The organism is Streptomyces sp. CA-249302, assembly GCF_050936785.1.
GTDB lineage: Bacteria > Actinomycetota > Actinomycetes > Streptomycetales > Streptomycetaceae > Streptomyces.
Window position 1 is genome coordinate 1,898,121 of record NZ_JBNJMG010000001.1, and the last position, 16,790, is coordinate 1,914,910.

The 16,790-nt window shown below is 70.8% G+C and carries 15 protein-coding genes and 1 pseudogene; 8 read left to right on the forward strand and 8 right to left on the reverse strand.

Translation table 11 applies throughout. The annotated features are described in order from the left end of the window. Positions 1 to 57: 57 nt before the first annotated feature. Entirely contained in the window at positions 58 to 1,224 is a 1,167-nt protein-coding gene (locus ACQEWB_RS08590) for a glycerophosphodiester phosphodiesterase (protein ID WP_432828697.1), read from the reverse strand. Between the two features lie 318 nt (positions 1,225 to 1,542). Between ACQEWB_RS08590 and ACQEWB_RS08595 the strand changes: the two genes are divergently transcribed. Then, the gene (locus tag ACQEWB_RS08595) at positions 1,543 to 2,214 is read left to right on the forward strand and encodes a lysophospholipid acyltransferase family protein (protein WP_432828699.1); all 672 of its coding nucleotides are present in this window, start codon (positions 1,543 to 1,545) and stop codon (positions 2,212 to 2,214) included. Positions 2,215 to 2,295: 81 nt separating this feature from the next. On the opposite strand, the gene ACQEWB_RS08600 is transcribed toward ACQEWB_RS08595, so the two are convergent. The 4 genes from ACQEWB_RS08600 to argH all read right to left on the reverse strand — a co-directional run bounded on the left by ACQEWB_RS08600 (position 2,296) and on the right by argH (position 6,921). Further along, positions 2,296 to 3,822 carry an MFS transporter gene (locus ACQEWB_RS08600; RefSeq protein WP_432828701.1) on the reverse strand — a complete coding sequence of 509 codons (1,527 nt, stop codon included), beginning with the start codon at positions 3,820 to 3,822 and terminating at the stop codon, positions 2,296 to 2,298. Beyond that, a complete protein-coding gene (locus ACQEWB_RS08605; protein ID WP_432828703.1) occupies positions 3,819 to 4,370 on the reverse strand; it encodes a TetR/AcrR family transcriptional regulator in 552 nt (183 codons plus the stop codon). The genes ACQEWB_RS08600 and ACQEWB_RS08605 overlap by 4 nt, the downstream gene beginning before the upstream one ends. An 81-nt stretch (positions 4,371 to 4,451) precedes the next feature. Continuing rightward, positions 4,452 to 5,423 (reverse strand): aldo/keto reductase, encoded by a 972-nt coding sequence (locus tag ACQEWB_RS08610; RefSeq protein WP_432828705.1) that lies wholly within the window; start codon positions 5,421 to 5,423, stop codon positions 4,452 to 4,454. A gap of 70 nt (positions 5,424 to 5,493) precedes the next feature. Continuing rightward, a complete protein-coding gene (argH, locus tag ACQEWB_RS08615; RefSeq protein ID WP_432828707.1) occupies positions 5,494 to 6,921 on the reverse strand; it encodes an argininosuccinate lyase in 1,428 nt (475 codons plus the stop codon). Positions 6,922 to 7,103: 182 nt separating this feature from the next. Here argH and ACQEWB_RS08620 point away from each other — a divergent pair, with 182 nt between their 5' ends. Together ACQEWB_RS08620 and ACQEWB_RS08625 are read left to right on the forward strand one after the other, a co-directional pair. Next, on the forward strand, positions 7,104 to 7,988 hold the full coding sequence (locus tag ACQEWB_RS08620; RefSeq protein ID WP_432828709.1) for a hypothetical protein: 885 nt from the start codon (positions 7,104 to 7,106) through the stop codon (positions 7,986 to 7,988). Between the two features lie 187 nt (positions 7,989 to 8,175). Further along, entirely contained in the window at positions 8,176 to 8,883 is a 708-nt protein-coding gene (locus tag ACQEWB_RS08625) for a L,D-transpeptidase family protein (protein WP_432828711.1), read from the forward strand. On the opposite strand, the gene ACQEWB_RS08630 is transcribed toward ACQEWB_RS08625, so the two are convergent. Further along, on the reverse strand, positions 8,870 to 10,357 hold the full coding sequence (locus tag ACQEWB_RS08630; RefSeq protein ID WP_432828713.1) for a sensor histidine kinase: 1,488 nt from the start codon (positions 10,355 to 10,357) through the stop codon (positions 8,870 to 8,872). The two genes, ACQEWB_RS08625 and ACQEWB_RS08630, sit on opposite strands and share 14 nt — an antisense overlap. After that, positions 10,354 to 11,094, reverse strand: coding sequence for a response regulator transcription factor (locus tag ACQEWB_RS08635; RefSeq protein ID WP_432828715.1), 741 nt, complete (start codon positions 11,092 to 11,094; stop codon positions 10,354 to 10,356). Before ACQEWB_RS08635 ends, ACQEWB_RS08630 begins: the two co-directional genes overlap by 4 nt. 149 nt (positions 11,095 to 11,243) lie before the next feature. Between ACQEWB_RS08635 and ACQEWB_RS08640 the strand changes: the two genes are divergently transcribed. The 5 genes from ACQEWB_RS08640 (at position 11,244) to ACQEWB_RS08660 (ending at position 16,163) form a co-directional block, all read left to right on the forward strand. Further along, a complete protein-coding gene (locus ACQEWB_RS08640) occupies positions 11,244 to 12,596 on the forward strand; it encodes a ferredoxin reductase family protein (RefSeq protein ID WP_432828717.1) in 1,353 nt (450 codons plus the stop codon). A 19-nt stretch (positions 12,597 to 12,615) separates the two neighbouring features. Further along, positions 12,616 to 13,083 (forward strand): FMN-binding protein, encoded by a 468-nt coding sequence (locus tag ACQEWB_RS08645; protein WP_432828719.1) that lies wholly within the window; start codon positions 12,616 to 12,618, stop codon positions 13,081 to 13,083. A 77-nt stretch (positions 13,084 to 13,160) separates the two neighbouring features. Further along, positions 13,161 to 14,543, forward strand: a complete 1,383-nt coding sequence (locus ACQEWB_RS08650; RefSeq protein WP_432828721.1) for a ferredoxin reductase family protein — start codon at positions 13,161 to 13,163, stop codon at positions 14,541 to 14,543. Positions 14,544 to 14,572: 29 nt separating this feature from the next. Further along, the gene (locus tag ACQEWB_RS08655; protein ID WP_432828723.1) at positions 14,573 to 15,367 is read left to right on the forward strand and encodes an FMN-binding protein; all 795 of its coding nucleotides are present in this window, start codon (positions 14,573 to 14,575) and stop codon (positions 15,365 to 15,367) included. 58 nt (positions 15,368 to 15,425) lie between these two features. After that, the gene (locus ACQEWB_RS08660; RefSeq protein WP_432843710.1) at positions 15,426 to 16,163 is read left to right on the forward strand and encodes an FAD:protein FMN transferase; all 738 of its coding nucleotides are present in this window, start codon (positions 15,426 to 15,428) and stop codon (positions 16,161 to 16,163) included. 81 nt (positions 16,164 to 16,244) lie between these two features. Here ACQEWB_RS08660 and ACQEWB_RS08665 read toward each other — a convergent pair. Continuing rightward, positions 16,245 to 16,783, reverse strand: a pseudogene (locus ACQEWB_RS08665) (arginine repressor). Positions 16,784 to 16,790 lie beyond the last annotated feature (7 nt).

Below are 16,790 nucleotides of genomic sequence, written 5' to 3' on the forward strand. Positions count from 1 at the left end.
CGCCCGGGCGGCAGGTTGCCCGGGCGGCCGACTGTCACCCCAACCGGGGCCTACGGCTCAGCCGTTGACGAAGTCCTGGCGGGCGAGGACGCCCGTGTCGGCGTTGTCGGTGAAGACACCGTCGATGCCGGTGGCGAAGTACCGCTTGAAGGCACCGAAGGGGTCGCCGTAGGCGTCCACGGCCGTGCCCTTGCGGTACTCCAGCGGCAGGAAGGGGTTCTCGTTGCGCATCGTGTACGGATGCAGGATCAGGCCGACCTTGTGCGCGTCGGAGACCAGGGTGGTCTCCTGGTCGAGGCTGCCGTCCGCCTTCCTGGTGATGACCAGGTCGAGGGTCGGGCCGAGGCCCTGCGCGTAGCCGGCGATCTCCCGCAGACCCTTGGGGGTGATCAGGTCGGCGACGGTGCGCGGGTCACCGGCCTCGACGAAGTCCCAGGGCCGGGTGCCCGCCGCGGACAGCAGCACCACGAGGGGGTTGTCGACCAGCGTGTTGAGGCGCTGGATGCTGCTGGGCTCGAAGGACTGGAGGATGACCGGCGAGTTCCGCTTGTCCTTGCCGTACTTGTGCAGCAGCTTGGCGACCCGCTCCTCAAGGCCGAGGCCGAGCTTGCGGAAGTAGGTGGGGTGCTTGGTCTCGGGGTAGATCCAGACCTGCTTGCCGCGCCTGCGGGTCTGCTCGTCCTGCCACTTGAGGACTTCCTCGAAGGTGGGGATCTCCCAGCGGCCGTTGTAGAGGGTGTTGTGCGGGCGGTTGGCCGGGATGCGCTCGATCGCGCGCAGCGTCTTCAGCTCGGCGAGGGTGAAGTCCTCGGTGAACCAGCCGGTGGTGGAGACGCCGTCCAGGACCTTGGTGGTCTTGCGGCCGGCGAACTCGGGGTGGTCGGCGACGTTCGTCGTCCCGCCGATCTCCGGCTCGTGGCGGCAGACGAGGTGACCGTCCTTGGTGGGGACCAGGTCGCCGGCCTCGACGATGTCGGCGCCCAGGTCGAGGGCGAGGTTGTACGAGCCGAAGGTGTGCTCCGGCCGGTAACCACTCGCACCCCGGTGACCGATGATCGTCGGCTTGGGCAGGCTCTTGAGCCCGCCGTTCCCGTACGAGGCCGACCCGGCCGCTCTCGCCGTACCGGACAGGCCGAGGACGGCTCCGCCCGCGCCCAGCACCGCCGCGCCGAGGAGCGCCCGCCGCCCGGTGGTGCCTGTCTGCTCGTTCTCCTGCGTTCCCATGAGCGCCTCCCCTGACGTGAGCTCTTCGATGCGGGCCGATCGTAGGTGCGTGTACATGACGCGAGGGAGACCTCGACCGGAACACACGGATGACTCGGCATGTCGCATGGGAACGAATGTCTGAGGCGTGCGACATCCCTCACATGGTTCCGGCGTGATTACGGGCAGGCAACGCGGCGCCACTGCAGGTGAACACACGTCAACAGTGCGTAAGACCTCGGTGAACCCCGCGTCCCCGATGTGCACGACCCCGGAGACCGGGAGTATCGTCCTCACCTGCACAGACTCATACCAAAACCCTTGACACCGGAGGGCCCGTTGTCCCGCTTCGCGCTCATCAAGGCACTGCTCGGACCGATCATGCGCCTGATGTTCCGCCCACAGGTGGAGGGCGTGGAGCACATCCCGGGGGACGGTCCGGTGATCCTGGCCGGCAACCACGTGACCTTCATCGACTCGATGATCCTGCCGCTGGTCTGCGACCGGCAGGTCTTCTTCATCGGCAAGGACGAGTACGTCACCGGCAAGGGCTTCAAGGGCCGCCTCATGGCCTGGTTCTTCACGGGCGTCGGCATGATCCCGGTGGACCGGGACGGCGGCAAGGGCGGGGTGGCCGCGCTGATGACCGGCCGACGCATCCTGGACGAGGGCCGGGTGTTCGGCATCTACCCCGAGGGCACGAGGTCGCCCGACGGGCGGCTGTACCGGGGGCGCACCGGTATCGCGCGGTTGACGCTGATGACCGGTGCGCCGGTTGTTCCCTTCGCGATGATCGGCACGGACAAGATCCAGCCGGGTGGGGCGGGGATGCCTCGGCCTTCGAAGGTGACGGTCCGGTTCGGCGAGGCGATGGAGTTCTCCCGCTACGAGGGGATGGACCGGGATCGGTATGTGCTGCGGGCCGTGACCGACTCCGTGATGGCTGAGGTCATGCGGTTGTCCGGGCAGGAGTACGTGGACATGTATGCGACGAAGGCGAAGGCCGCGTAGGGGTTCGTTGTCGGGTGCGGGTGAGTGGGGGCTTGTCGCGCCCACGCGGCGGAGCCGCATGTCGATACAGCCCCGCGCCCCTTAAGAAGCGGCGTTGTCCAGTCGTTGGTTTCGGAGCATGAACCACGCTGCGACTGCGGTTGCCAGCAGGACGATTGCGCCTGCTCCCGCTGCGATCGACAAGCCGTCGACGAAGGACTCACGGGCCGACGACAGCAGTTGCTGTGCGCTCTCCGCGGGCATGGCCTGTGCCGCCTCCACCGCCGCACCGAGTGACTCGTGGGCGCCTTCCGGTGTGCCCGCCGGGGACGGGAAGCCGCGGTAGACGCCCGTCACGATCGAGCCCAGGACTGCGATGCCCAGGGCCGCGCCCAGTTCGTACGCCGTTTCCGAGACCGCCGATGCCGCGCCCGCCTGTTCCTTCGGGACCGACGACAGGATCACGTCCGACGTCACCGTGAAGGAGAAGCCGGCGCCTATGCCCACGAAGAGCAGGGCGGTGCCCAGGAGCGGGTAGCCCGTTGACTCGTCGATCACCGTGAGGGCTGCCAGGGCGAGGCCGATCGCCGCCAGGCCGCCCGAGACCACCGCCCGGACCGAGAAGCGGCGGGCCGCTCGGCCTGCGATCAGGCCCGCAACCACCGCGCCCACCGCCGCCGGCACCTCCGCCAGCCCCGCCTCGAACGGGCGCCTGCCCTGGACGAGTTGGAGGTACTGGGAGAGGAAGAAGACCAGGCCGGAGAGGCCGAGGATGGTCAGGAGGTCGGCGAGGACCGCGCCGCTGAAGCCGCGGTTGCGGAACAGGCGCATGTCCAGGAGCGGGGTGGGGAGCGTCAGTTGGCGCCGGACGAACCAGTAGAGCGCGGTCAGGCCCAGCGCCGCCACCGCCGCTGCCTCCCACGACAAGCCGTGTGCCGCCGCCTCCTTGACTGCGTACACGACCGCGATCATGCCGATCAGGGACAGCGCCACGCTCAGCACGTCCCAGGGGCCGGGGTTGGGGTTCTTCGACTCCGGGAGGAGCTTGATGCCGACCACCACCAGCACCGCCATCACCGGCAGGTTGATGAGGAACACCGAGCCCCACCAGAAGTGTTCGAGCAGGAAGCCGCCCGCAATCGGGCCGATTGCCGTGCCTGCCGAGGCAGTTGCGCCCCAGATGCCCACCGCGAGGCTGCGTTCGCGCGGGTCGTGGAAGAGGTTGCGGATCAGGGCCAGGGTCGCGGGCATCAGGGTCGCGCCCGCGACGCCGAGCAGGGCTCGGGCCAGGATCATCAACTCGGGTGTCGAGGCGTAGGCGTTGAGGATCGAGATCGCGCCGAACGCCGTGGCGCCGACGAGCAGGATCCGCTTGCGGCCTATTCGGTCGCCCAGGCTGCCCATCGAGACCAGGAGGCCGGCGATGACGAAGGAGTAGACGTCGCCTATCCAGAGGAGCTGGGTGCCGGACGGCTTCAGGTCCTCGCTGATGTACGGGGTCGCCAGGCCGAGGACGGTCGCGTCGACGGCCACCAGCAGCACGGCGAGGACGAGGACGGACAGCGCGAGCCAACGGCCCGGTCGCTTCACCGCCTCGGTCGTGGTCGCCGGCTGCAGGGTGCTGGTCATGATTCCTCTCTCCGTAGTGCGCCACCGAGCAACAGCTCGGTGATCATGAAGGTGAAGTCCTTGGATGCCACCCGGCCCTCCAGCACCGCCCAGGCGCCGGAGGCCAGCAGGCCGTACAGCGCCTCGGTGAGCCAGGCCGGGGTCAGGTCGATGCGAAACTCGCCGCTCTCCTGTCCGCGCCGGAACAGCGCGGAGATGCGGTCGTCGATCCGGGTCCAGCCGGCGTTCTGCTGCCCGCCCTCGAAGAGCTGGTTCTCGGTGTAGAGGAAGGCGAGCAGGGCGGCCGACGGTTCGATCGCCCGGATGAAACGCCGTACGGCCTCTGCCGCCGGACCCTGGTCCGCGCGGGCCGTGTCCAGCGCCGACTCGCACTCGGCGATGCCGAGCGACTCCAGCGCCCGTACCAGCGCGTCACGGCCCGCGAAGTGGCGGTGCAGGGTGGCGCGGCTGATCCCGGCCGCCTTGGCGACCTCGTCCATCGTCGCGGTGGACTTGCGGGTCAGCAGCGCCGCGGCGGCGCGCAGTACGTGGTCACGATCGACAGCCATGAGACGAGCATAGCCCATGTGAGACATCAATGTCTCAGAATAAGCATGCTCGTCTCATGGCTCAGTGGGTCATGCCCGCTCTCAGTGCCAGGGCAGGCTGCCGCGCCGCTCCCAGTACGCCTGCGGCTCCTCCACCAGTTCCGCCAGGCGGGTCAGCTGGTTCTCGTCCAGGTCCACGACCGCCGCGTGGAGGTTGGAGGCGAGCTGGGTGACCGTCGCCGCGCCGGAGAGGACGACCCCGGCCCACGGCTGGCGCAGGATCACGGCCAGGGACACGGCGTCGCACCCCAGAGACGTTTCCGCGGCTACGGCCTTCAGGGCGTCCGGTGCGTACGGGTCCGCGAGGCGGCCGTTGGCCATGCCCTCCTTGACGATCACCGTGAGGCCGGCGTCGTGCGCCTCGGCGAGGGCGGGGGCGGCCGAGGTCTCCAGGACGTTGTACGTCGACTGGACGGTACGGAAGAGGGGCTCGCCGTCGACCGTCACGGCGAGGGCGGCGCGGATCGCGTCGGCCTGGGCCGGGCCGCTGGTGGAGAAGCCGATGGTGGTGCCCGCGGCGGCGGCCTCGGCGAGCTTCGCGTGGAGTTCCTTGTCGGTGAGGGCCGGGCTGTCCGGGGTCACCGAGTGGATCTGGTAGAGGTCGAGGTGCTCGCCGAGGAGTTCGGCGGTCTCGGCGCGCTGGCGGTCGTATGTCGCGGGGCTGTGGTCCTTGACCTCGTGCTTCTCCGCGTCGGTGGTCCAGCCGGCGGTGTAGGTGTAGCCCCATTTGCTGCCCACGACGATGTCGTCGATGTCGGGGCGGGAGTTCAGCCAGTCGGCGAGGAACTCCTCGGAGCGGCCGTAGGAGCGGGCCACGTCGAAGTAGCGGACGCCCTGGAAGTAGGCGGCGTCGAGGAGCTCGTGGGTGCGGGCGCGCAGGGCGTCGACGCTGCGGCCCTCCGGCAGGTCCTCGTCGCGGCCCAGGTTGATGTAGCCGGGCCGCCCGACCGCGGCGAGGCCCAGGCCGATGTGGCAGGTGGGGGTCGTCGCTGAGGCAAGACGGGCGAAGGGCATCGCGGGCTCCGTTCGGTCGGTACGGCTCATGACCAACGTAACCGCGATGCCCCTCGGACATGCGTGCCGACTACTTCTTGGCGTTCGCCCACTCGTGCTGGGCCGCCAGGTCCGTCTTCACCTCGGCCAGCTGGATCGCCACCGCGCTCGGGGCGGTGCCGCCGCGGCCGTTGCGGGAGGCGAGGGCGCCGGGGACGTTGAGGACCGTGCGGACCTCGGGGGTCAGGTGGGCGGAGATCTTCGCGAACTGGTCGTCGGTCAGCTCGTCGAGTTCCTTGCCCTCGGCCTCCGCCGCCTTCACGCACTCGCCGGCCACCTCGTGGGCCACCCGGAACGGGACGCCCTGCTTGACCAGCCACTCGGCGATGTCGGTGGCGAGGGAGAAGCCGGCCGGGGCCAGTTCCTCCATGCGCTCGCGGTGGACGGTGAGGGTGGCCATCATGCCGGTGAAGGCCGGGAGCAGGACCTCCAGCTGGTCGATGGAGTCGAAGACCGGCTCCTTGTCCTCCTGGAGGTCGCGGTTGTACGCGAGCGGGAGGGCCTTGAGGGTCGCCATCAGGCCGGTGAGGTTGCCGATCAGACGGCCGCTCTTGCCGCGCGCCAGCTCCGCGATGTCCGGGTTCTTCTTCTGCGGCATGATCGACGAGCCGGTGGAGAAGGCGTCGTGCAGGGTCACGAAGGAGAACTCCTTCGTGTTCCAGATGATGACCTCCTCGGCGATCCGGGAGAGGTTGACGCCGATCATCGCGGTGATGAAGGCGAACTCCGCCACGAAGTCGCGGGAGGCCGTGCCGTCGATGGAGTTCGCGGAGCTGCCGTGCTCGAAGCCCAGGTCCGCGGCCACCGCCTCCGGGTCCAGGCCGAGGGAGGAGCCCGCGAGGGCGCCCGAGCCGTACGGCGACACGGCCGTGCGCTCGTCCCACTGGCGCAGCCGCTCCGCGTCCCGGGACAGGGACTGGACGTGGGCCAGGACGTGGTGGGCGAACAGGACCGGCTGGGCGTGCTGGAGGTGGGTGCGGCCGGGCATCGCCACGTCCGGGTGGGCCTCCGCGAGGCCGACCAGCGCGTCCTGGAGCTCGGCGATCAGGCCGCCGACCGTGCGGGCGTGGTCCCGCAGGTACATCCGGAAGAGGGTCGCCACCTGGTCGTTGCGGGAGCGGCCGGCGCGGAGCTTGCCGCCGAGGTCGGGCCCGAGGCGCTCCAGGAGGCCGCGCTCCAGAGCGGTGTGCACGTCCTCGTCGGCGATGGTGCCGACGAACTCGCCCGCCGCCACGTCCGCTTCCAGCTGGTCGAGCCCGGCGATCATCCGCTGGAGCTCGTCCTCGGTGAGCAGCCCCGCCTTGTGCAGCACGCGCGCGTGGGCACGCGAACCGGCGATGTCGTAGGGCGCCAGCCGCCAGTCGAAGTGGACGGACGCGGACAGCTTCGCCAGGGCCTCGGCGGGACCGTCGGCGAAACGGCCGCCCCAGAGCCGTACGTCACCGCTGTTGCTGCTCACTTGCGTTGCTCCTAGGGAGGGAGGGTGGGTCGATGTCCTCATGCATGAGTATGCAGAGTTATGCATGATTCGTCAATCTGAGGAAGCCTTGAACACCCGTAACCGCTTTCCCGTACCTCTCGCCGAACGCAGGCGCCGCGTTTGTAAACGAAGACCACTCCCGACCCGAGTGAGGCATCCGCATGTCCAGGGCTCTTCCGAAGTACAACAAGCGTCGCGTCGCGATCATCGGCGGCGCTGCCGCGGTGGCGCTGTCCGGAGCGGTGATCGCCGGCACCGCCCTCGCCGGGACACCGTCCAAGAGCAGCGGGAACAACGCCCGCACCCTGGCCGCGTCCCCCGGCACCATCACCTGCCCGGACGTCGCCTCGCAGCTCCCGGCGATCCCGGCCTCCGCGCAGGCCGAGGTCACCAGAAACCTCACCCTGCTCCAGACCCAGATCGACGAGGCCAACAAGCGGCTCGTCGACACCGTCGGCCAGGGCGGCGACAACTTCGTCCAGAACGCCATCCTCGGCCCCTTGGAGGACAAGCGGATCGCCACCGTCAACCGTATCGCCACGGCGATCGGGCGTACGGCGGACAAGCCGCAGGGCCTGGAGGCGCTCGCGCCCTGCACGCTCAACGCCGACGGGGCGGCGGGCACCGGCGCCGAGACGGGGACCGACACCGGGGCGGGCGACGAGTCCGGCACGGGCGCGGAGGCCTCGGCCACGCCGAGCGCCACGGCTTCGGCCGCCGACGACGCCGCGGGTGAGACCGGCAACACCGGGGTCGGCACCATCACCTGCCCGGACGTCGCCTCGCAGCTTCCCGCGATCCCCGCCTCCGCCCAGGCCGAGGTCACCCGCAACCTCACCCTGCTCCAGACCCAGATCGACGAGGCCAACAAGCGGCTCGTCGACACCGTCGGCCAGGGCGGCGACAACTTCGTCCAGAACGCCATCCTCGGCCCGCTCGCCGACAAGCGGAAGTCGACCATCGACCGGATCGCCATCGCGATCGGCCGCACCGCCGAGAAGCCGGCCGGGCTCGACTCCCTGGCTGCCTGCACGCTCACCAAGTGACGTGACAGGCGCTGCGGCCGCCCCGTTTCTGCGCCGGCCGGGGCGGCCGCGGCGGGGGTCCGGCGGCCTCCCGGCAACCGGACCCCGCAATTCCCTGGACCGGCGCGCGGTTCGCGCGCCGGTCCGGTGGAGCCTGGTTGGCCCAACCGGGCTGCCGTCGCCGCCTTCTCCGTCTACGGTCTGAGCCATGCGAAGCGCTCTCGCCGCCGGTGCCCTGGTGTCCGCGTCCCTTCTCGTGCTCGGTGCCGCGGCGCCGAGCGTCGCCGTCCCGCCGTTGCCGGCGCGGATGGACGACACCGGTGGTGGTACGCAGCTGATCACCGCCGTGGCCGCGAAGTCGAGCTCCACGACGGGGACGGTGACCTGGTGGGACCTTCGTGACGGGCAGTGGGTGAAGGCCGGTTCGGCCGCCGCCCGGTTCGGGGCGAAGGGTCTTGTCGAGGGCACGGAGCGCAAGCAGGGGACCAACACCACGCCCGCCGGGCTGTACGACCTGCCCTTCGCCTTCGGCATCAAGGCGGCTCCGAGCGGTACGTCCTACAAGTACCGGGCGGTGCACAGGAGTTCGTGGTGGTGCGAGGACAACGACTCGCGTTCCTACAACCGTTGGACCGAGCCCCTTGCCGCCGACTGCCGGGCCTCCGAGTCGGAGCGGCTCGGCGCGTACCCGACGCAGTACGCGTACGGGCTCGTCATCGGCTTCAACTACCGCGCGCCGGTGCGCAAACGGGGAGCGGGCATCTTCCTGCACGTCAACGGACGTGGGGCGACGGCCGGTTGTGTGTCCGTGTCCGGCGACGCCATGAAGGCGATCCTCAAGTGGGCGGCTCCCGGGAAGAAGCCGCACATCGCGATCGGGACGACCGGCGGATCCACGGTCATCACTCAGTACTGAACTCAGCACTGGACTCGGTACTGGCAGCACCGAGCCGCACGGAGAACGTGGTCGACCCCGGCCTGCTCTCCAGCTCCACGCTCCCCCCGTGCGCCTCGGCCACGGCCGCCACGATCGACAGGCCCAGGCCCGCGCCGCCCGTCGCCTCCTTGGTGCGGCGGTCGGCCCGGGTGAAGCGTTCGAAGACGCCGGGGCGGATGTCCTCGGGGACGCCCGGGCCGTCGTCGTGAACGTGCAGGAGTGCCGTGCCGTCCTCCGTCTCCAGGGTCACCGTGACCTTCGTGCCAACGGGCGTGTGCAAACGCGCGTTGGCCAACAGGTTGGCCAACACCTGTTGGAGGCGGTGTTCGTCGCCGGTGACCGTGACCGGGTCCTCCGGGAGGTCCAGTTCCCAGCGGTGGTCGGGGCCCGCGGCCCGCGCGTCCGTCACCGCGTCCAGCACCAGCCGGGTGAGGTCGACCGGCTCGGACGCCAGGGGACGGCCCGCGTCCAGGCGGGCCAGGAGCAGCAGGTCGTCGACCATCGCGCCCATGCGGGACGACTCGGCGGCGATGCGTCCCAGGGCGCGGGTGATCTCCGGCGGGACCGGGCCCGGGTGGAGCAGGGCCAGTTCGGCGTGCCCGCGGACCGAGGCGACCGGCGTGCGCAGTTCGTGGCTGGCGTCCGCCGCGAAGCTGCGCAGCCGCTCCTCGCTGGCGTGCCGTTTGGTGAGGGCGTCCTCGACGTGGCCCAGCATCCGGTTGAAGGCGCCGGCGACCCGGCCCACCTCGCTGCGCGGATCGGACTCGGGAGCCCGGGGCGGCAGCGCCACCTCACCGCTGGCCAGTGGGAGTTCACTGACCCGGGTGGCGGTCGCCGCGACCCGGCTCAGCGGCCGGAGCGACCAGCGCACCCAGAGGGCGCCCGCGACACCGGCGAGGGTGAGGGCGGCACCGAAGACGATTCCGGCGACCAGTTCGAGGCGGTGGACGGTGGCTTCCACCGGCTCCAGGGGCAGGCCGGTGACCAGCACGTCGCCGTCGATGCCCTGGGAGGCGACGACCCGGTAGTGGTCCAGCGCGGAGAGCTCGAGGGTGTGGCCCTTGCCGTCGGCCGGGATCGCGGCGAGCCGCTTCCTGTCGCGCTCGCTGAGGGAGACGTTGTGGGTTCCGTTCGTTCGGACGACCGCCGCGTTGGTGACCGTCCCGTCGACCAGCCGGGCACCGAAGGTCCCGGTCGACTGGCGGCGGGTGTCGCCGTGCTCGTCGCCGTCGTGGTCGTTCGGCAGCTGGTCCTTGTGCTCCAGGCTCAGGGCGAAGCGGTTCCCGGCCTGGGTCAGCTGTTCGTCGAGACGGCTGGTGAGGAAGCCCTGGAGCTCGACGACGGCGGCCACCCCGACCGCGGCACAGCTCACCGCGAGCAGCACCACCAGGCCGACGGTGAGGCGGGCCCGGAGGGTGCGCGGGCGCGGCAGGCGGCGCCACTGGAGCCTCATGACGCCACCGGCTTGAGCACGTACCCGGCGCCCCGCACCGTGTGGATCATCGGCTCGCGGCCCGCGTCCACCTTCTTGCGCAGATACGAGATGTACAGCTCGACCACGTGGGCGCGGCCGCCGAAGTCGTACGACCAGACGCGGTCGAGGATCTGCGCCTTGCTCAGGACGCGGCGCGGGTTGCGCATCAGGAAGCGCAGGAGCTCGAACTCGGTCGGGGACAGTTCGATCAGCTCGCCGGCGCGGGTGACCTCGCGGGAGTCCTCGTCCATGACCAGGTCGCCGACGGTCAGGCGCGGGCCCTCCTCCAGCTGGCGTGCCATGCCGGCGCGGCGCAGCAGGCCGCGGACCCGGGCGACCACCTCCTCCAGGCTGAAGGGCTTGGTGACGTAGTCGTCGCCGCCCGCGGTGATGCCCGCGATACGGTCCTCGACCGCGTCCCGCGCGGTGAGGAAGAGGACGCAGACGTCGGGTTTCACGGTGTGCAGGGAGCGCAGGACGGTGAAGCCGTCGGTGTCCGGGAGCATCACGTCGAGCACGACCGCGTCCGGCATCAGCTCCCGGGCCTCGGCGAGGGCGGTCGCGCCGTCGCCTGCCGCGCGGACCCGCCAGCCCTCGTAGCGCAGGGCGCCGGAGAGCACCTCGGCGAGGTCCTCGTCGTCGTCGACGACCAGGACGCGCAGCGGGGTGCCGTCGGGGCGGGTGAGGGCGGGTCGGCCGGAGCGGGTGGTGTTCATCGCCCTACCAGCATCACCCCTCACACGGGCCGGGGGCGCCGCCGGATGCTCTGAGTTTCCTCTGAGTGGGCTCAGCGGTCGCCCATTGAGAGGGTCCTGAGAAGTTCGCGCTGCACAGTTGCGTCCGGAACAGGCGAAAGGACGCACACATGACCACCGTGTACGAGCGGCGGACGGCACCGGCCGTGGCGCCGGGCGCGCGCCGCTCCCCGGCGGGCGCCGTGCTGGCGCTGCTGTGGGCCGGAGCGGCGGCCGTGGTCGCCCTGTGGTGGGCGGACACCGGCTCGGTCGTCGGGTCGGCGGGCTGGCTGACCGGCGCCGGGCGGATCGCCGGACTGCTGTGCGGGTACGCCTGCGCGGTGCTGGTCGGCATGATGGCGCGGGTGCCGCTGCTGGAGCGGCGGATCGGCTCCGACCGGGTGGCCCGCTGGCACGCGATGGCCGGCCGCTACACCGTCTGTCTGCTGCTCGCGCACATCACGCTGATCCTGCTCGGTTACGCCGCCCAGGACCGCGCCTCGATCTGGCACGAGACGGTCACGGTGGTCCTGGACTACCCGGACATGCTGAAGGCCACCTTCGGCACGGTCATCCTGTTCGCGGTCGGCATCACCTCGGCCCGCGCGGTGCGCCGCCGTACCAGCTACGAGTTCTGGTACTACGTCCATCTGCTGACGTACGCGGCCGTGTTCCTGGCGTTCTTCCACCAGATCACGCTGGGCAACGAGTTCAACGGGCACGCCGGCGCGACGGCCGCCTGGTACGCGCTGTATCTGGGCGTCGCCGCCCTGGTGGTCTGGTTCCGGGTGCTGGTGCCGGTACGGCTCAATGTGCGGCACCGGATGCGGGTCGAGTCGGTGCACCGGGAGTCGCCGGGGGTGTACTCGGTCGTCGTCCGCGGGCGGCGGCTGGACGAACTCGGTGCGCGCGCCGGGCAGTTCTTCCGCTGGAGGTTCTTCGGGGAGGGCATGGGCTGGACGTCTACGCCGTACTCCCTGTCGGCACCGCCGCGCCCGGACCTGATGCGGATCACCGTCAAGGCGCTCGGCGACCACAGCGCGGCCGTCTCCCTGCTGCGGCCCGGCACGCGGGTGTGGGCGGAGGGGCCGTACGGCTCGATGACCGAGGACCGGCGGACCTCGGCGAAGTCCCTGCTGATCGGGGCCGGCGTCGGCATCACCCCGCTGCGGGCCCTGTTCGAGACGCTGCCCGGCGAGGTCACCCTGCTGTACCGGGCGCGGACGGCCGAAGACCTCGCCCTGGGCGGGGAGTTGGAGGCCATCGCCCAGTGGCGCGGGGCGAAGGTGCTGTACGCCCTCAACGGGCCGGACGGACGGCGCCCGAGCCTGTCCGCCCAGTCCCTGCGGGCGACCTTCCCCGACCTGGCGGGCCACGACGTATACATATGCGGCCCGCACGGCTTCGCCCGCGAGTTGTACGAGGCGCTGCGCACCGCCGGTGTGCCGGACCGCCGTATCCACCACGAGTCCTTCGAACTCTGAGAGCTGTGAGGCAGTCGCCGTGCACGCGTTGAAGAAGAACCGCCCCCTGCGCCGGATCGTGCTGGCGAGTGCCGCCACCGTCTCCGGGATGGTGCTGCTGCTGTCGCTGAAGCCGCACTCGACGCCGGACGTGGGCCTGGCCGTGCCCGCGCCGTCCAGCAGCTCGGCCACGTCCGGCGGCTCCAGTGGTTCCAGTGGCTCGACCGGCGTCAGCAAGACGGTGACCGGCGACTCGGTGGACACCCGCTGGGGTCCGGTCCAGGTGAAGATCACGATCAAGAACGGCAAGCTCACCGACGTCACCGCGGTCGTCTACCCGACCGAGAACCCGAGGGACCAGGAGATCAACAGCTACGCGATACCGAAGCTGCGCACCGAGGCGCTGCAGGCCCAGAGCGCCGGCATCGACACCGTCTCCGGGGCCACGTACACGAGTGACGGTTACCGCCAGTCACTCCAGTCGGCACTGGACTCGGCGAAGAGCTGAACACACCGGCGTCACGGCACGTACTCCAGGGCCAAGGGACCACGCCATCCCCCCCTTGCCCCCGCCCCGGAGGAATCGTGACCACCACGCTCGCAGGCGGCCGCGCCGCCCGCCGCCAGACGATGCGCCGCATCCGCCCGCGCCGTTCCCCGGCGACCGTCCTGCTGCTCGCCGTGTTCGCCGGCGCGGTGGGCGTGATGTGGCTCTGGTGGCACAACACGCCCTCCATCGCCGACCAGAACGGCAAGATCCTCAACGCGGGCCGGATCACCGGTCTGCTGGCGGGCTATCTGATGGCGCTGGTCGTGCTCCAGATGGCCCGCGTGCCCGCCCTGGAGCGGCGCGTCGGCTCCGACCGGGTGGCGCGCTGGCACGCGATGAGCGGCCGCTACACGCTCTCCCTGATCGTCGCGCACGTCTTCCTGACCATGTGGGGCTACGCGCTGCAGGCCGGCAAGACGCTGGGCGACATCGTCCAGCAGACGATCGACTCCGTGAACCAGCTGCCGGACATGGGCAAGGCGGCCATCGGCACCGGACTGTTCGTGGTGATCGGCCTGACGTCGATCGGACCGGTCCGCCGCCGGATCCCGTACGACACCTGGTACCACGTCCATCTGCTGACGTACGCGGCGGTGTTCTTCACCTTCTGGCACCAGATCACCACCGGCAACGACTTCGCCGTCGAGCCGACCGCGAAGACCTTCTGGTACGCCCTGTACGGGTCGGTCACCGCGCTGGTGATCTGGTACCGCGTGCTGATCCCGATCCGGCTGAACATGCGGCACCGCATGCGCGTCGAGGCGGTCATCGAGGAGACGCCGGGCATCGTGTCGGTGCTGATCGGCGGGCGGAAGCTGCACCGGATGGGCGCGGAGGCGGGGCAGTTCTTCCGCTGGCGCTTCCTCGCGCCGGGCATGCGGTTCAGCTCCCACCCGTACTCGCTGTCGGCGGCGCCCCGCCCCGACATGCTGCGGATCACCGTGAAGGCGATCGGCGACCACAGCGCCCGGCTGCGGGAGCTGACGCCCGGCACCAAGGTGTGGGCCGAGGGGCCGTACGGCGCGATGACCGCGCAGCGGCGCAGCCGCGGCAAGGTGCTGCTGGTCGCGGGTGGCGTGGGCATCACTCCGATGCGGGCGCTGTTCGAGACGCTGCCGGGCGCGGCCGGTGACATCACGCTCCTGTACCGGGCCAACACCACACAGGACCTTGCCCTCTGGGACGAGCTCGCCGCGATCGCCGACGACCGCGGTGCGCGTCTGATGTACGCCGTGAACAGCCCGGACGGGGAGCGCCCCGACATCTCGGCGGACCGGCTGCGGCAGAAGCTGCCGGACATCGAGAAGCACGACGTGTTCATGTGCGGCCCCGCCGGGTTCGCGCAGTCCGTGTACGAAGCACTGCGCGGCGCGGGAGTGCCCGCCCGCCGCATCCATCACGAGTCGTTCGAGATGTGAGCGACGGGACTTCAGGAGACTGGGTACCGATGAAGAAGAGTCACCCCATCAGGCGTGTCGTGCTGGCCAGCGCCGCCACCGTCTCGGGTGTCGTACTGCTGCTGTCGCTGAAACCGGCGTCCGACCCGAACGCCCAGGCGGCCGGCGCGGCCCCGCAGCAGACCGCGGCAGCCCAGGACTCGCCGCAGGGCGGATCCTCCGCGGCCGGGGCCGCCAACGGCACGGTCGACGGCAGCGTGGTGCAGACGGAGTACGGCAACGTCCAGGTGCGGCTGACCGTCGCCGGCGGCAAGATCACCAAGGCCGAGGCGATCCAGGCGCCCAAGGGCGGCACGAGCGACCAGAAGACGGCCCTGTCGATCCCCAAGCTCACCCAGGAGACGGTCGCCGCGCAGAGCGCGCAGATCGACTCGGTGTCGGGTGCCACGTACACGAGCACCGGCTACAAGCAGTCATTGCAGTCGGCGCTGGACAAGATGAAGGCGAGCAGTACTCCCTCCCAGGGCGCGTCGAGTGGTACGTCCCAGGGTTCGGCCGGCGGTTCGACCCAGGCCAAGACGGTCACCGGCAGCGTCGTGCAGACCCAGTACGGCCCGGTCCAGGTCCGTATCACCGTCTCGGGCGGGAAGATCACCAAGGCGGACGCGGTGCAGGCGCCCAAGGGCGGCACCAGCGACCAGAAGACGGCCCTGTCCATCCCCAAGCTCAACCAGGAGGCGGTGGCGGCCGGCAGCGCGCAGATCGACTCGGTGTCCGGGGCGACCTACACGAGCACCGGCTACAAACAGTCGCTCCAGTCCGCGCTGGACCAGGCCGGTGGCTGAGTCGGTGGCGGAGTCCGCGGAAGCTCCCGCCTCGGTGCGCCGGCATGCGGAGGAGGTCATGGGGACCGTCTTCTCCTTCGACGTCCGCGGCGGGGAGCCCGGTGCGGTGCAGGCGGCGCTCGGGGAGGCGATCGCCGGGCTGCACCGGGTGAACGAGGTGTTCAGCACCTACCGCGAGGACAGCCAGGTCTCCCGGCTGGCGCGGGGTGAACTGACCGTCGAGGAGTGCGATCCCGAGGTCGCCGAGATCCTCGGCCTGGGCGCGGAGGCGGAGCGCACGAGCGACGGCTGGTTCAGCCTCCGTTACGAGGGCCGCCTCGACCCCACCGGGATCGTCAAGGGCTGGGCGACCGAACGCGCGGCCCGCCGCCTGCGGGCGGCCGGCGCGACGGGGGTGAGCGTCAACGGCGGCGGGGACGTCCAGATGTACGGCACCCCGGAACCGCACCGCCCCTGGCGCGTCGGAGTGGCGGACCCGCTCCGCCCCGGCGGCCTCGCGGCGGTCGTCTCGGCAGCGGGCGCCGACGAGTTGGCGGTCGCCACCTCCGGCACGGCGGAACGCGGCGCCCACATCGTCGATCCGCGCACGGGCCGCTCGGCTGTGACCGACCTGGTGGCGGTGACGGTGGTGGCCCCGAGCCTGACCTGGGCGGACTGCTGGGCGACGGCCGCCTTCGCGATGGGTTCCCGGGACGGCCTGCGCTGGCTGGAGTCACTGCCGGACGTGGAGGCGCTGCTGATCACGGCAGGCGACGAGGTGAGATGCACAGGGGGCCTGGCATCTCGACTTGGCTAGGTGAATCGCCCTGAGGGGGCGCGGGGAACTGCGCGACAAGCCACAACGAGCCGCACTCGGCAACCGGCAGCCCCACCCCTCTCAGTGGCCGTTCTGAGCCAAGCGCAACAGATGCTCCGCCAGCGCCTGCCCCCCAACCGGATCCCGACTGATCAACAACAACGTGTCGTCACCGGCGATCGTCCCCAGGATGTCGTGCAGTTCCGCCTGGTCGATGGCCGACGCGAGGAACTGTGCGGCGCCGGGCGGGGTGCGCAGGACGACCAGGTTCGCCGAGGCCTCCGCCGAGATCAGCAGCTCCTGGGACAGCCGCCGCATCCGCTCTTCCTTCGCCGACTCGCCCAGCGGTGCCCGGGGGTCCGGAAGCCCCCCTCGCTGGGCACCGCGTAGATGAGGTCGCCGTCGTTGTTGCGGATCTTGACCGCGTTCAGCTCGTCCAGGTCCCGCGAAAGGGTGGCCTGAGTGACGGTCAGCCCGTCGTCGGCCAGCAACTTCGCCAACTGGCTCTGGGAGCGCACCGGTTGCCGGTTGAGGATGTCCACGATCCGGCGGTGGCGTGCGGTACGCGTCTGCGGCACGGCCGGCCCCGCGTGCTGTGCGTCGTCCTGCGCCTGACTCATCGTCGTC

Excerpts from the sequence above, each read along its gene's own strand:
- ACQEWB_RS08590 (WP_432828697.1), bottom strand. The coding sequence starts at position 1,224 with ATGGGAACGCAGGAGAACGAGCAGACAGGCACCACCGGGCGGCGGGCG.
- ACQEWB_RS08600 (WP_432828701.1), bottom strand. The coding sequence starts at position 3,822 with ATGACCAGCACCCTGCAGCCGGCGACCACGACCGAGGCGGTGAAGCGA.
- ACQEWB_RS08605 (WP_432828703.1), bottom strand. The coding sequence starts at position 4,370 with ATGGCTGTCGATCGTGACCACGTACTGCGCGCCGCCGCGGCGCTGCTG.
- ACQEWB_RS08610 (WP_432828705.1), bottom strand. The coding sequence starts at position 5,423 with ATGCCCTTCGCCCGTCTTGCCTCAGCGACGACCCCCACCTGCCACATC.
- ACQEWB_RS08620 (WP_432828709.1), top strand. The coding sequence starts at position 7,104 with ATGTCCAGGGCTCTTCCGAAGTACAACAAGCGTCGCGTCGCGATCATC.
- ACQEWB_RS08625 (WP_432828711.1), top strand. The coding sequence starts at position 8,176 with ATGCGAAGCGCTCTCGCCGCCGGTGCCCTGGTGTCCGCGTCCCTTCTC.
- ACQEWB_RS08630 (WP_432828713.1), bottom strand. The coding sequence starts at position 10,357 with ATGAGGCTCCAGTGGCGCCGCCTGCCGCGCCCGCGCACCCTCCGGGCC.
- ACQEWB_RS08635 (WP_432828715.1), bottom strand. The coding sequence starts at position 11,094 with ATGAACACCACCCGCTCCGGCCGACCCGCCCTCACCCGCCCCGACGGC.
- ACQEWB_RS08640 (WP_432828717.1), top strand. The coding sequence starts at position 11,244 with ATGACCACCGTGTACGAGCGGCGGACGGCACCGGCCGTGGCGCCGGGC.
- ACQEWB_RS08655 (WP_432828723.1), top strand. The coding sequence starts at position 14,573 with ATGAAGAAGAGTCACCCCATCAGGCGTGTCGTGCTGGCCAGCGCCGCC.
- ACQEWB_RS08660 (WP_432843710.1), top strand. The coding sequence starts at position 15,426 with ATGGGGACCGTCTTCTCCTTCGACGTCCGCGGCGGGGAGCCCGGTGCG.